This is a genomic window from Actinoallomurus sp. NBC_01490 (assembly GCF_036227085.1).
GTDB lineage: Bacteria > Actinomycetota > Actinomycetes > Streptosporangiales > Streptosporangiaceae > Actinoallomurus > Actinoallomurus oryzae.
In genome coordinates, this window is sequence record NZ_CP109433.1 from 9828421 (window position 1) to 9842109 (window position 13689).

The following is a 13689-nucleotide window of genomic DNA, read 5'->3' on the forward strand; positions in this document are numbered from 1 at the left end:
GGCAGGGGCTGGGCCGCGGTTCATGCCGCCCCCTCCGGGCCGGTGAGTATGAGGTCCTCGACGCTGCGGAAGGCACGGTGTGTGGAGATCTCCTCCGCTGGGTGGCCGTTGCGCCAAATCTGCCCGTCGGCGCGTACGACGGTGAATCCGCCCGCGTTCGCACGGGTCCGAAGCCGAACGATGAGCCCGTCAGGGACCGCGAGCCGGTGGAGAAGCTCGGCTGCGGCGGCGTCAGACAGCATCCGATCGGGGCCGAGCTTCGCACCTTCGCCGATGGGCAGCATCTGCAGGAAGGTGACGCCACCCGCGCCGTGCTCGACCGCCAACTCCAGGATCTTCTGCGCGTCATGACAGGTGGAAGCCATGAGCACGGTCTGGATCTGCACCCGTATCCCGGCGGTGACGGCCGCGTGGATACCGGTCATAGCGCGATGGAAGGAGCCTTCGCCGCGCCAAGCGTCGTGGGCGGGGGCGGTTGGGCCGTCCAGGCTCACGCGTACGGCGTCGACGTGGGTGGCCAGTTCGGTGGCGCGGCGGCGCAGGTGCCATCCGTTGGTCGTGACGCTGATGGTGCATCCTCCACCGGTGAGGGTGTCGGCCAATGCGGGCAGGTCACTTAAGAGCAGGGGTTCTCCGCCGGAGATGTCGATTCCCGGTACGCCGCTGGCGGCGAGCAGCCGGGCGATGCGCGCTCGTTCGGCCGGCCCGGTCTCCTTCACTGCCTTGTCGTCCAGGCAGTGCGGGCACTGCAGGTTGCAGCGGACCAGCGGGGACCAGCACAGGCTGATCGGCACGGTGCCCGGATACTCGCGGGGGGCGACGGTGGTCCAGGTGGCGACGTGCTGAGGATCCAATGAGAGGCGGCCGTGGGGCAGCGTGCCGTCGTAGCGGTGGGTCAGGCCGGTGGCGGGATCGTGAACCAGGGTCAGCCCCTGGCGTTCGGTGACGCCGAAGGTGGCACTGGAGGTGGTGACTGTCATCGCAATACTTCCCATTGGGAACGGAGAGCGTTGAGCTGGGTGGTGAATTCGCGGGCCTGGCCGATGGGTGCGGGACGCTCGAGCAGGCGCCGGTAGTACTCGAGCGTGCGGGGCCAGGCGGCGAGCTTGGTCTGCCACTGGGCCTCGGCGTCCGGCGGGTCGAGGTGGAAGCCGACGGCTTGGCGCATCGGGACGACGAGTAAGCCGGAGGCGATGAGTTTGGCGCCCAGGTGGGTGTCCTCCATGCCCCAGCCGATCCGTCCGAACGCCGGATCGAACCCACCGACGTCCAGCACCGCGTGCCGGGGCACCGCCAGCAGCGCGGTCACGACCATGCGGGGCAGATCCCAGTCGTAGTAGGACCGGCCGAATCCCAGGTCCAGCAGGTCGTTGGTGTGATCGAGCGGGCGCCCCTCCAGCGGCTCGTCGAGGACGAGCCCGGAATACATCAGCCGCTGTCCGGCCGGTGGCCGCCAGCGCACGCGGTGGTCGGCCTCAAGGTCGGGTTTCGCGCCGGACCGCCAGGCCTGGCCGCGCTCGGTGAACGGGAGGTTGTGCCGGAATCCGATCAGCGCCAGGTGGTCGCCGGCACGGGCCGATATGGCCGCCAGGACGTGGCCGGGAAGGAGCATGTCGGCATCGAGGTACAGGATCGTCTCCGTCTCGGCGACGGCCGTGCCGATATTGCGGGCGGTGGCGGCTCCGGCGCGCTCGCGGATCCGGATGAGCTTGGTGACGACGTCATGTGCACGGGCGATGTCGGTCGTGTCGTCGGTGCTGGCGTCGTCGACGACGATGACCTCGAATGCGTCGCGGGCGGTCTGGTTCGCCAGCGCGTCAAGGACGAGTTGGAGGCAGTGACCGACGTCGCGGGCGGGGATCACGACCGACACCGGCCCGCCCGCGGCCAGGTGTGGTTGTGCCGGATCATGCCACCCCAGGCCGGTCAGCGCCTGGAAACCGTGCCGGGCGGGAGCGTGGTTATTGCCCCGGCGGCGCAGGGCGTCGCGAAGCCGCTCACTCATGGCCAGCCCCAGCTGTCGAGAATGGCCGAGACCGCACCCCAGTCCCGGATGTCGCTGACCGTCCGCAGCTTCGGGCAAGTGAATCGTCCGGCCAGTGCCGCGGTGACGAGGGCCTGGTAGTGCGGCTCGGCGGCCACGAGCAGTTCTTGCGGCAGGCCGGTCGATTCGATTTCGTGGTGCAGGGCCGCGCTCACCTGTGGCCGCAATTCGATGGCGCGTTGGTCGGTCAGGACGCGGTCGTAGGGCAGCACGGGCATCTCGGCCTCAATCAGCCCGTGCTCGGCGGACAGGATCCGCACCTGGTCCCGCAGCGTACGGTGGTCGCGGAGGCGCCGCCGTAGCTGCGGCACGCATCCTCCCTCGTACAGCTCCAAGGCCGGCACCGGTGTCAGGGTCGGGCGTTTGCGGCGCGAACAGCCCACGATTAGCAACGGGGGGCCCAGTCGGGCAGGTGATGTGTTCACGCCTCACGCACCGCCCGTACTCCGACGCCGCGCGATCGCAGTTCGGCCGGGGCGGCGTTGAGGAAGGTGGCTTGCGCATACAGCGGGAGCGAGGCGAACGACCCGCCCCGGATCACGCAGCCACCGCCCATGACAGTCGTCGAGGTCCACTCCCAGACGTTGCCGGCCACGTCGTACAGGCCGGCCGGAGTCGCACCCTCTCCGTGGGCCGTGACCGATACGGGCGCGCCGTAGCCGGACTCGCGGAGGTTGGCCAGCCGCGGTTTCCAAGGCTGATCACCCCAGGGATAGCGGCGCCGTTCTGGGCCGGCGGCCATCCACTCCCATTCGGTCGAGCGCGGGAGCCGACCCCCGACCCGAGCGGCAAGGACGACCGCCTCGGGCTGGGAGATCCCGGTAACGGGAACGTCGACGTCGCCGGGTTGATCGCTGGGAATTTCGAGCTGACCGGCGGTGAGCGGGGTGGCGCTCCAGTAGAGCGGTGGAACGTCGAGGCGGCGTCCTTCGTCGCCGCAGCGGCAGACGCCGCCGGGGACCAGCACCCAGTTCAGATTCATGCTCTTGCGCTTTCTCCTCGATGCGGATCAGCCGGCGATGAGGAAGAGGTCTTCGACGCAGGCGTCGTGGCGTACGCGGCTCTTGCTGGTGTTCGCGGCCAGCCCGATGGCGGTGAGGGCGTCGACGATGCGGGTGAACGCCTCCTCGGCCGATGCCTGGTCGGCGGTGAAGGCGCAGTAGTTGTCGGCGAACCGGACGATGCGCAGGCCGGCAAGCCGCCGATCGGCTGGCACCAGCCGAAGGTTGACCAGCATCGGGGTCAGCCCGCCGCCAGGGGCCAGCGGCGCGGGCATCCCCGCGACGGCCGTACGGAACCGGTCGAGGAAGGTGCCGTCGTGCACGTACGCGGCGAGCCAGTCGGTGACCTCGGCGGCGTCCGCGCCGACCGACACCTGTTTGACGTCCACATCGGCGACCCACCGGTATCCAGCGGTGTGATGGGCCATCGCGTGCCGGAGTGCGGTGATGCGGTTGCGTCGGGGCCGGTAGCCCGAGACCCAGTCCGCGAACGCCCGTGCCTCCAGGATCGGCTCGATGGCGTACCGCAACGCGCGCTGCACGATCCGGTCCTCGACGGTCGGGATGGCGCACGGAACGGGTTTGCCGGCATAGGTGTCGAACCGCACAGACCGTATCGGTCCGGGCCGCCAGGTGCCTTCCCGCAGCGCGCGGGCCAGCGCCGGGATGCGGATGTCGGCCTGCACACGGTAGGTCGCCCAGGTCACGCCATCGGCGCCGGGTGCCGAATGGCGCCGCCCTCCTCCACGCAGCGCTCGCGCGAGGAACTGCTCGCCGAGAAATGGCATGAGCGTGTGGGATTGTGGGCCTTGGTGGGTTATCGTCGATGGTGCCTGGGCGGCAGGAACGATCCCCTCGTCCTCGTGATCTACCGGTCTGCACTCCGACACGCGCGGCCTACGGTGAGGGGAACGACGGCCCCGCTCAGGCCCGGCGCTGCCTTCCGAGTATTCAGCGGCCACGGACGTCACCCCACAGCAGCACGTGCAGGCGAGTGGTCAGGTTCCAGCCGCGGGCTAAGGCATCATCAGCGACCGCGCGCGCACCGTCCAAGACCTGGTCGGCCGTCGTCCCCAGCGGCATCACCCAGATCGGCGCGAGATCGTGTTCGGCCTCGAGCTTCGCGATCTCTTCCAGGTCCCCGGGCGTCTGGACCACGAATTTGAAGACGGCCTTGCCGGACCTGACGAAAGTACGCAGCGCCTCAGGGTTGATCCTCCGCTCGGCCGGAATTCCCGAATTCGCGAGTTTCGGGGAGACGTTGAATCTGTGGGCGGCACCCCGCACACCTTGGCTGGGCAGCACCGCGCCGTTGGTCTCGATCTCGACCCGCCGACGACGGGCACGGCACACGTCGATCACCCAGGTCAGCCGATCCTGCTGCAGCAGTGGCTCCCCGCCCGTGATCACCACCAGAGCCGCGGGCCGGGCCATGAGCTCCTCCACAACCTGCGACTGACTCATCCGCCGAGTCTCGGCCGCCACGTCGTACCGGCGGGTGTCCCAGGTGTAGGAAGTGTCACAAAATGAACAGTTGAGCTGACACCGGCTCAAACGCAAGAACACGGCCCGCTGGCCGATGGACGGCCCTTCGCCCTGATAGGTCGGACCAAAGATCTCCGAGACAAGCAGATCCTTGGCGACGCGTCCGCCGGTCACCGCGTGTCTCCTTCACCGGGGACGACGTAGGCGGCACGATATTCCGCCCAGGTCGAATCCGTCTCGGCCACCCTGACTTGCAGATCGACCCCAGGGCGAAGCTGCAGGTGGGCCGCGCACCACCCAAACACCGCCGCGGCTAGCCGCTCGCTGGTCGGCGGCCCGTCCATCACATCGTTGAGGTGCTGATGGTCAAATCTCGCGCGCATCCACGCGCCGACGCGATCCAACTCCGCGAAGTCAACAACGAAGCCGTACTCGTCCAGTTCTCCAGCGGCGACCCTGATCACGACCGTGTAGTTGTGGCCATGCAGACGCCGGCACTTGTGTCCTTCGGGTAGCTGATCCAGCTGGTGGCTGGCGCTGAAAATGAACCTCTTGGCGATCTCGTACATGTGAGCCTCCAGGGGAGTGAGTACGCGGACGAGCCCCGCACATCACATGTGCATGTCTCGGGCCGATCAGCTCAGGCCCGTTTCCTGGTCGTCGATGAAGTGGTAGTCAGTGGGATCGGCGACGCCCGCTAGGTCGAACGCCTCCCGACGCTCGGCACAGGTGCCGCAGCGACCGCAGTGTCTGCTACCACCGCGGTAGCACGACCACGTGTCGGTGAACGGCACCCCCAGCTCTGCGCCGTGCCGGACGATGTCGGCCTTGGTCCACGTCAAGAAGGGAGCGAGGACCTCAAATCCCTCTGCCAAGAAGCCCTCGTTGGCCAGGGCCACCATCCGTGCGTACGCCTCCACGAAGGCCGGGCGACAGTCGGGATAGATCGGATGGTCACCAGCGTGAGCGCCGAATGTGACAGCGTCGGCCTTGGCAGACACCGCCAGGCCCACAGCTAGGTCCAGGAGCAGGGCGTTGCGGTTGGGTACGACCGTGGCCTGCATGGACACGTCGGTGTAGTAACCGAACGGCACCGCAATTCCCCGGTCAGTCAGCGCCGATCCCGCCAGCAGTCCGCCCAGGCCTGACAGGTCGAGCTGCACATACCGTGCCCCCAGAGCTCCGGCGGTGCGCCTGAGATACGCCAATTCGGTGCGGTGCCGCTGCCCATAGTCCACGCCGAGCAGCGTGAGCTGTCGTCCCTCTGCCTTTAGCCGATATGCGAGCGTAGTGGAGTCCACGCCGCCCGAGGCCACAACAACGGCGTGAGCCGATTGAGGCTTATCGGCGGATTTCACGATGGCCAACTCCTTGATCACCGGCCGCCGAGCGGCGCGGAACGACCGACTGATACGGACTCACCCGGCTGGCGGGCGAGCATCTCACCGAGACCACATGACTACGGGCCGCAGCGTCACCACTGACCTGGCCCAATACAGAGAAGCTCGCGGGTGTCCACCGCCCATTCAAACTATGGGCTTAACGTTCATGGACTGGTTCGTGTCGCGAGAAGGACAACGATTAAAACAGCTATCGCCACGAATGAGCGGACGGTCAGGACCCGTACAAGGATTCGCAATTTAGCGACTGCAGCCATCACGTCACGAAGGTCCGTGCGTGCGCGCCGCAGTCGAGTAATCAGGCTAGCCGAAAGCCAAACGGCGATGATAACTATGGTGAGTTCTACAGGGCTCATGACGACCCGTCCGTGGGGTGGAACCGCGGCAGCCCCGCTTCGTGCCCGCGATCGGTCCGAAGCCCTCATCTTGTTGGAGGTGACGATGCGGGTGATACGAGGTGACGGTTGTCGGCATTGAGGGCTCTTTTCGCAACAGGGACCTGGGGGGTCAGACCTGATCTAGTGTGCGGTCCAGTGCAATCTGCCGATAGACCAGGAGCTATCCCTATTTATGGACACAGCCCCGTTGACTGGACATATTCTGGACAGATGCTGTCCAGCGCTGCACCGTTGCCCATCGAGCACGTCACCGCGGAACTGAAGCGGCTCCGCAGAGGGCCGGGGCTCGCTCACCCCATGACCGCCACAAGACTCAGCCCGCAACTACGGCGGCTCCTGGCAGGCGACAGCCCAGATGATCCGCACGATTCCGCCGGCGAGGTCGTGCGGATCATCACCGCGCTACGGCGTGCCATCGACAACCTTGCGCCGCCCGAACGGCTCTACGCTCAGGTCGACTTCAATTTAAGCCCTGATCACGGCCACAAAACACTGACGGAACGGCATGAATCACTCGCTCGCCATCTCAAATGCGCCGCCAAGACGGTACAGCGCCACGCGGACAAGGCGTTGGAGACTATTGCGCTTACACTGGTCACCGGCGAGGACAGCCTTGGACCGGTGGATTCGCCGCGGTTCGTGGCTGATATCGATCACGCGGCGAGCTGGCAGGAGAGGCTGCGACGATTCTGGCGGCTGTCACCGACCACCGGCGTTGACATCGTCTGCTCGGAGATCCCTGAGGACGAACGACCCTACTTTGCTTCGCCGGCCGATCGTAACTACCTACGCTATGCAAAATTCGCCGACCTCGATAGCTTGATCTTCGTCAAGACCCACCTGATCAAGATCGCTCCCGATGTGACTGTCCGGGATTTTTCCCCATCGGAGTACTACGACACCGACGCTGAACGGCTCATCGTCATCGGCGGCCCGCCCTGGAACGCGAAGTACCGCGAGTTCTTGCCGCAGTTGCCTTACTACTTCGAGCCGCACCCGCTTGGAGAAGATGACCCCATCGTGCTCCCGCAACTCGACGTGGCCATCGCGCCTCGCTGGACGGCTCAGCAGGAACTCCTCCAAGACCTCGCCGTCTTCACCCGCTTGACGCTCGCCCAGGGCACGACGGTGTTCCTTCTCGGCGGATGCCTGACACTCGGGGTGCTCGGTGCTGCCAAATGCTTCCTGCAGGGAGCGCAGGGCGCCCGCAACGCCGCCCGCATCGACGAGTTGGTCGGTGACCGTGACTTCGCGCTGATCACCGAGACGCGACGCATCGGCGGCATTACCGACACAGCGGATCTGACAACACGTAATCCGCTGGTGCTCTTGGCCCGCGATGAGAACGGTTTCTCCGTCCTCATCGATAACACTAAGAGGTACCTGGATCCGTGACCGCCTCGACAATCGCCACCGAGATCCAAACCTACGTGGTCAACCTCCGGCGGCGCACCGACCGGCGCGAGCGTATGCGGCAGATTCTGCCGGCCCAGCTCAATGCCACCTACACCTGCGAATGGAACGGCCCGTTCGACGGACGGAGCCTTTCGCTGGCGCACCTTGACCGACGGGGATATCAGCTGTTCCCTTGGCGAATCCCATCAGCCAACCCGTGGTGGAACCGGCCGCTGAAACTCGGTGAGGTCGGCTGCAGTCTCAGCCACCTCGCATGCTGGCGGCAGGCTGCGACCCGGTCCGAGCCCTACACCCTTGTGCTCGAGGACGACGCCGTGTTCGCGCCTGACTTCCTCGAAAACCTTCTCCGCGGGCTCGACCTGCTCAATCCGCACGGGTTCGACCTGCTTTACCTCGGCCGGTATCCGCTCGAACCCGACCGAGCCGTGCTGCCGGGATTCGTGGCGCCTGGATACAGCCACTGCACGTTCGGCTACCTGCTCACCCGCCGTGCCGTGCGCGAGCTGCTGGCGGCCGAACTCGAGCGGGCGATCATCCCTGCCGATGAGTTCCTGCCCGCCATGTACACCCCGCACCCCCGCCCCGACATCCGAACTCGTTTCCCACCCCGGCTCACCGCACTCGCCTTCGACCCCCCGCTCGTACGGCAACTACCCAAGGACGTAGCCGGCAGCGATACCGAGAACTCCGCGTTCGTCGTATCGCCTAACGATGCCGCCAGTGCTGGATAAGGCCCTGCAGACGCCTGCCTGACCACCGCGCGATAGGAGTCTGGACATTGACCCCCGTCACGACGTGCTCAGCGGGTACGTCCCTGGTCACCACCGCACCTGCCGCGACGTAGCTGCGCGGCCCCACTCGCACGCCGCCGATCACCCGGGCGCCATAGCCGACGACACTGTCATCCTCGATCACCGGCGGCGCCTCATCCACCTCCCACCAGTCACGATGAGGCTGGGTGTACTCGTGCACCAGCTCACCCATCACCGTCGACCGGTCACCGATGATCGACCCATCGCAGATGAAGCCCGCCACCCGCGCCTCAGAGCCGACCACGACGCGGTCACACAGGTAGGCACCGTAGGCCAGACGTGTACCCGGCCCGATCCGGCAGTCGTAGCCGATTCGGACGCGATCCTCGATGACGCAGTCCCGGCCGATGTGGACACCCTCGTACACAACCACCCGGTTGAAGATCAGACACCGCTCATCAATCTCCACCTGCTCTCCCTGCACAGCCGATCGCTCGAGAAGCCGTGCCTCCTTCGGACAACCCAGCGTGCATTGCTCCCCGATCATCGTGCCGACACCGATGATGACCTCAGCGAACAGCTCGCGCGGAATCACGACGCGCGGTGGTTGCTGACAAGCCACCCGACCGTCGTCTTGATCGCCTCGTCCTCATAGGCGCGGGAATCGAAACCGTGATCCGAACCGCGCACCGTGTGGAACTGGCAATGCGGACGCGCCTGCGCCGCCCTCCTGGCGATATCGTAGGAAACGTAGGAATCCTTATCGCCATGCACCACCAGCGCTGGCTGTGCCGCGGCGAGGAAATGCTCCGTGGGGCGGTAGTGCCGAAACTCCTCAAACAACACCCGGCCGAGAGCAAATTCACCATCGACCAGCAGATACCCCTGCCTAGTCAGTAGCCCTTGCTGCACCGACCCGAAATTTTCCATCCCCCACGGCAACTCAGGCTGCAAAAACGTACGATCAAGGTCCAACACGGGGTTCCACAACACCAGGCTGCTGAGCCTGTCCGTCAGGTACGGCAGGGACAGCAGGGTAGACACCGCACCAAAACTCGCCGCAACGATCGACAGGCGGCCCGGATACACCGCCTCTGCATGGTCGATCACGGCCTGCAGATCGAGCATCTCCCCAGCGATCGTCATCCCCTTCTGCGTTCCGCCACTCCTACCATGACCACGAAAGGAGAACCGGACGACCGAAAACCCACTACCGACAAGCCGATCAGCAAGCCGAACGAACATCCCTCCCTCGTCCTTGTCGACCGTAATGCCGTGAACCTGAACGACAGTCCCAACGCTCTCCCCCGAGGGACGATGCACAGCAACGTCCAATAGGGTGCCGTCCACAGAAGCCAACTCCAGCACCTTCACCAACAACCCGCCTCCATAGATGAATATAATCATTCCAGCACGCCCAGCGATGTCGGGCATACCGAACGGGAAACGCTCAACCGCTCCCAAGGAAACGGCGGTGAGCGCGAAGCGGTTTCTCCCCGATCACATGTGCGCCCGCGGCGAGCGCGGCCTGGATAAGACGGGCGTGGCTGCCAGGGAAGGCGGCCACGACGACCACGTCGAACCCCTCCAGAGCTCCTGGCTCCACACCGCCATCCGGCCGGCTCGGCCCGGCGAGGGCGCCGAGCCGATACGGGCGCACACCGAACTCCTGGGCGATCGCGGTCGCCTTGCCCTCCTCGGCATCAGCGGCATACACCGCCTCCACCCGGCGGTCTCGCTGCAGGCCGACCAGGTACGGCAGGTGCACCTGCCGCGCGATCCAGCCGCAACCTAAGACCAGCACACGCGGCCGTAACGTCACGTCATCGCCTCCCATCGGGCGGCCAAAGCACCGAGCAGCTGGTGAAAGTCCGGGCAGGTCTTGATCACGCAATTCGGGTCGTCGAGCTCCAGCCCGGGAACCCGAAGGCCCAGCACCGAGAACGCCATCGCGATCCGGTGATCCCGCATCGTCAGGACGCGGCCCCCGTGCGGGGTTCCTGGCTCGATCTGGATCCAGTCCGACCCGGTCGTGGTGGTGATCCCGAGCCGGCCCAGGTTGTCCGCGCACGCTTGGAGGCGGTCGCATTCCTTGACCCGGGTGTTGTAGACGTTGGTGATCCGCACCGGACCGGCGGCCAGCGGCGCGATCGCTGCCAAGGTGGGCATGGTGTCGGATGCGTGGTGCAGGTCCACGGTGATGCCGCCCAGCTGGGCCGGGCCGGTCACGGTGACCTGATCGCGCTCTAGCGTGACGCTGGCGCCCATGTCGGCCAGGACCTGGGCGAAGGCCAGATCGCCTTGGGCTGAGTCCTTGCCGAGCCTAGGTACGGTGACGGTGCGCCCGGTGATCGCCGCCGCGGCCAGGAAGTAACTCGCGGTCGAAGCATCCGGCTCGACCGGCAACGTGCCCGGTGTGGTGTAGCCGCCCGGGGCCACCGTGAAGCGGTTGCCCTCGCGGTCGACCGTGGCGCCGAACGCCTCCATCAGCCGGATGGTGATGTCGATGTAGGGCGCCGAGACCAGCTTGGTGACCGTCACGCGTAGCCCATCGCGGGTCAGCGGCCCGGCCAGCAACAGCGCGGTCAGGAACTGGCTGGAGATCCCTGCATCCAGCACCACATCACCGCCGCGGAGCCCGTCCGCGTGCATCGTGTAGGGCAGTGCGTCGCCGTCAATACGCGCACCCAGCTGCCGCAGTGCGGCCAGCAGCGGCGCCATCGGCCGGGCTTGCATCTGCTCGGAGGCGTCGAAGTGGAAGGTACCGTGGCCGGCTGCGGCGAGCACAGGCACGAACCGCGCACCGGTCGCTCCATCACGGGTGTAGATCGAGGCGGTCGTGACCGCCGGGCCGCTCGGACGGCCGGCGATCCGCCACTCGGCCGCACCGCCGGGGGCGTCGACGTCGTAGCCGAGCGCGGTCAAAGCGGCGGCGCAGCCTTGGGTGTCATCGGCTATCAGCGGCCGCTGCAGGACCGTGACGCCCTGTGCGGCCGCGGCCAGGACCAACGCCCGGTTGGTGATGCTCTTCGATCCCGGGACCGGAACAGCAACCATATGATTTCGCTCGCATTCAAGAAGTGGAATCTGTCGGGCCCCGGTCGCTTGTCGCTGATCGGGGCGGACACGATTGTGGACTGGTCAGGGGCGGCGCCACAGTCGAACTCGCCAGCAGCAGCGCGCTCAGTTCGGCCACGCTGGTTACGGTGCGCCACGGTCTGCACCGGGTGAGGTCCTGGGCGCGGCCGACTCCCCACAAGCACGCCACCGTACGGACGCCCGCGCGGTCGCCGGCGACCATGTCCGTCACCGAATCCCCGACCAACACCGCCTGGTGGACGGACACCCTCAGGCGATCGCACAACCATCACACGCCCTGCGGGGAGGGCTTGGCCTCGGGCGGATCATCGGGGGTCACACTCGCCTGGACCAGGTCCGCGATCCCGCCCGCCCGCGGTGACGCCGGCCAGATCGAACGGAAGGAGATCGGATGCGTTGGACATCCAGCCTCCGACGAGCGCGTCGCCGAGGACAATCCAGAGCCGGTAGCCCCGCGTGAGGCAGACCCAAGCGATGCCGGACATCCGGACGTTCCCCACGCACGAGATCGAGCAGCGAGTCGGCCGCGTGCGCGGTGACGGCTCGCAGGCCTGGCGAGTGAGGCCGCGCCAACCGTAGGCGCCTTCGAGTACGGCGCGGGGGTCTGCGTCCGGCCTGGCGCTGCCGCTTTGCTCGCATCGCTGGCCAAGAGCGAGCGAGCGGGGTAAGCGGCGCTCGGCGGGTGGGCAGTTCTGCAGCGCGGTGCGTACCGGCCTCTGCTTGTCGATCAGGACCCGAGGGGGAGCGTGCGCACGGGTTGTCCACACAAGGGCTTGAACGCCAGGCGGTAGACGTCGACGAGCCCGGCAGTGCAGTCGCCGATTTCCTGCACGCGGCCTTCGAACGCACTGCCCGCGTCATCGCGGGCCTGGAGAAAGCTCTTTCCGGACTTGGGCCCTTGACGAGGGCTTCCTCGACACCCGCGTAGCAACCCTCGAAGCGCAGGTCATGGAAAGCGATCCGTGCTGGTGCTCGAAGGCGTCATGCCGCTCATCTCTACTTCTTCGGCTCCGGGCCCAGCGGAAACTCTGGGACCTTGTTCCACGACAGCTTCTGCCCGATTTCCTCGGCAACCAGATCTGCGAGGTGAACAGCGCCCGCCCGATAGATTCGCGCACAACTGATCGCGCCATGGATCACCAGCGAGTGCTTCCCACCCCGCATCGGCCGAAGGACCTCCTTCGCCCATGGGACCTCGCTCTTGTTGCCGCCCTTGGTGGCCGGCCCCGGCCACCGCTCAGTGCTCCAGCCACTCGTCAGACCATGACTTAGGCAATGCCTGACCTGGATCCAGGCCTGCGACTCCTCGAGCAGCTTCTCCCAGCCGATCGGTTCCGCCTTCCACCAGCTCTTCGCTCCAACGGCAGGCGGCCTCCACAGCGTCTCTTCGAAGTCGACGCCCAGCTTGGACTTCACACTGGGGAAGTCCCTGATGATCACGTTCTTGAAGTCAACCAGGCTCGGGTTGGTGAGGTCCGCCTTCTTCGTCACCTGAGCGAAGCTCTGTCCCTGCAGATAAAGCACCATCGCCAGGAAGTCCTCAGCGAACCCCTCGAACGCCGAAACCACCCCAACCGTGATCGCCGGGGCCAGCGCCGCGTACTTCCCTGGATGCCCCTTCCGCCTGGGATGGATCTCCAGCAGCGCCGACGGAACAGTCAGTGATCGAGCGAACCGATCAACTGTGTCCTGCAGATGCGGAGCAAACGCGGCGACCGACACACGCACACCTCGATCACGACAAATCGATCCGGGACCGTCGAGCTTGCCAGCCAAGTCAGGCGCCCGCACGGATCGACGCGCGACCATGTCAAGACATGTTCACACACGTGAACCATCACGCCAGTACGACATACATACATAGGTCGTCCAGAAAACGGGATGAAGGCGCATAACTCGCTGAGCGACCCAGCTGACCTATGCGGGAAAACGCGTGCACAGCCGGGCGGGTCAACGGCGAGCTGCACCGTCGTCTTCAGGACATCGGTGCGTGGCCTGTGGCAGAAGGAGTCGCTGCCAGGCGATATGCGTATATTGGCGACCGTCGTTGGCGATGCCGGTGTTCGTGATAGGCAGGTCTGTGGCTGATGGCGG

The 13689-nt window shown here is 66.3% G+C and carries 16 protein-coding genes; 2 read left to right on the forward strand and 14 right to left on the reverse strand.

Translation table 11 applies throughout. The features are described from left to right. Nucleotides 1-20: 20 nt before the first annotated feature. From OG417_RS45135 to queC, 8 genes are all read right to left on the reverse strand, one after another. A complete protein-coding gene (locus tag OG417_RS45135; RefSeq protein WP_329243015.1) occupies nucleotides 21-980 on the reverse strand; it encodes a radical SAM protein in 960 nt (319 codons plus the stop codon). Continuing rightward, on the reverse strand, nucleotides 977-2005 hold the full coding sequence (locus OG417_RS45140; protein WP_329243017.1) for a glycosyltransferase family 2 protein: 1029 nt from the start codon (nucleotides 2003-2005) through the stop codon (nucleotides 977-979). Before OG417_RS45140 ends, OG417_RS45135 begins: the two co-directional genes overlap by 4 nt. Continuing rightward, a complete protein-coding gene (locus tag OG417_RS45145; protein ID WP_329243020.1) occupies nucleotides 2002-2469 on the reverse strand; it encodes a DUF6884 domain-containing protein in 468 nt (155 codons plus the stop codon). Before OG417_RS45145 ends, OG417_RS45140 begins: the two co-directional genes overlap by 4 nt. After that, entirely contained in the window at nucleotides 2466-3026 is a 561-nt protein-coding gene (locus tag OG417_RS45150; protein WP_329243023.1) for a formylglycine-generating enzyme family protein, read from the reverse strand. The genes OG417_RS45145 and OG417_RS45150 overlap by 4 nt, the downstream gene beginning before the upstream one ends. A gap of 27 nt (nucleotides 3027-3053) precedes the next feature. Next, entirely contained in the window at nucleotides 3054-3833 is a 780-nt protein-coding gene (locus tag OG417_RS45155) for a reverse transcriptase domain-containing protein (RefSeq protein ID WP_329243026.1), read from the reverse strand. A 163-nt stretch (nucleotides 3834-3996) separates the two neighbouring features. Further along, nucleotides 3997-4704: a 7-carboxy-7-deazaguanine synthase QueE gene (locus tag OG417_RS45160; protein WP_329243029.1), complete on the reverse strand. Its 708-nt coding sequence runs from the start codon at nucleotides 4702-4704 to the stop codon at nucleotides 3997-3999. Beyond that, complete coding sequence (locus tag OG417_RS45165; RefSeq protein WP_329243031.1) at nucleotides 4701-5099, reverse strand: 6-pyruvoyl trahydropterin synthase family protein; 399 nt, start codon at nucleotides 5097-5099, stop codon at nucleotides 4701-4703. Before OG417_RS45165 ends, OG417_RS45160 begins: the two co-directional genes overlap by 4 nt. A gap of 66 nt (nucleotides 5100-5165) precedes the next feature. Then, nucleotides 5166-5888 carry a 7-cyano-7-deazaguanine synthase QueC gene (queC, locus tag OG417_RS45170; RefSeq protein WP_329243034.1) on the reverse strand — a complete coding sequence of 241 codons (723 nt, stop codon included), beginning with the start codon at nucleotides 5886-5888 and terminating at the stop codon, nucleotides 5166-5168. 650 nt (nucleotides 5889-6538) lie between these two features. On the opposite strand from queC, the gene OG417_RS45175 reads away from it, so the two are divergent. After that, nucleotides 6539-7723, forward strand: coding sequence for a hypothetical protein (locus OG417_RS45175; RefSeq protein WP_329243037.1), 1185 nt, complete (start codon nucleotides 6539-6541; stop codon nucleotides 7721-7723). After that, nucleotides 7720-8475 carry a glycosyltransferase family 25 protein gene (locus tag OG417_RS45180; RefSeq protein ID WP_329243039.1) on the forward strand — a complete coding sequence of 252 codons (756 nt, stop codon included), beginning with the start codon at nucleotides 7720-7722 and terminating at the stop codon, nucleotides 8473-8475. Before OG417_RS45175 ends, OG417_RS45180 begins: the two co-directional genes overlap by 4 nt. Here OG417_RS45180 and OG417_RS45185 read toward each other — a convergent pair. The 6 genes from OG417_RS45185 to OG417_RS45205 all read right to left on the reverse strand — a co-directional run bounded on the left by OG417_RS45185 (nucleotide 8450) and on the right by OG417_RS45205 (nucleotide 13317). After that, nucleotides 8450-9091, reverse strand: a complete 642-nt coding sequence (locus OG417_RS45185; protein WP_329243042.1) for an acyltransferase — start codon at nucleotides 9089-9091, stop codon at nucleotides 8450-8452. The genes OG417_RS45180 and OG417_RS45185 overlap by 26 nt on opposite strands. Continuing rightward, nucleotides 9088-9870, reverse strand: coding sequence for an alpha/beta hydrolase family protein (locus OG417_RS45190; protein WP_329243045.1), 783 nt, complete (start codon nucleotides 9868-9870; stop codon nucleotides 9088-9090). Before OG417_RS45190 ends, OG417_RS45185 begins: the two co-directional genes overlap by 4 nt. Before the next feature lie 76 nt (nucleotides 9871-9946). Continuing rightward, nucleotides 9947-10318: a Gfo/Idh/MocA family oxidoreductase gene (locus OG417_RS45195; protein WP_329243048.1), complete on the reverse strand. Its 372-nt coding sequence runs from the start codon at nucleotides 10316-10318 to the stop codon at nucleotides 9947-9949. Further along, nucleotides 10315-11553: a 3-phosphoshikimate 1-carboxyvinyltransferase gene (aroA, locus tag OG417_RS45200; RefSeq protein ID WP_329243051.1), complete on the reverse strand. Its 1239-nt coding sequence runs from the start codon at nucleotides 11551-11553 to the stop codon at nucleotides 10315-10317. Before aroA ends, OG417_RS45195 begins: the two co-directional genes overlap by 4 nt. 16 nt (nucleotides 11554-11569) lie before the next feature. After that, a complete protein-coding gene (locus OG417_RS54670) occupies nucleotides 11570-11842 on the reverse strand; it encodes an HAD family hydrolase (RefSeq protein WP_442875617.1) in 273 nt (90 codons plus the stop codon). Between the two features lie 749 nt (nucleotides 11843-12591). Beyond that, nucleotides 12592-13317 carry a hypothetical protein gene (locus tag OG417_RS45205; RefSeq protein ID WP_329243053.1) on the reverse strand — a complete coding sequence of 242 codons (726 nt, stop codon included), beginning with the start codon at nucleotides 13315-13317 and terminating at the stop codon, nucleotides 12592-12594. Nucleotides 13318-13689 lie beyond the last annotated feature (372 nt).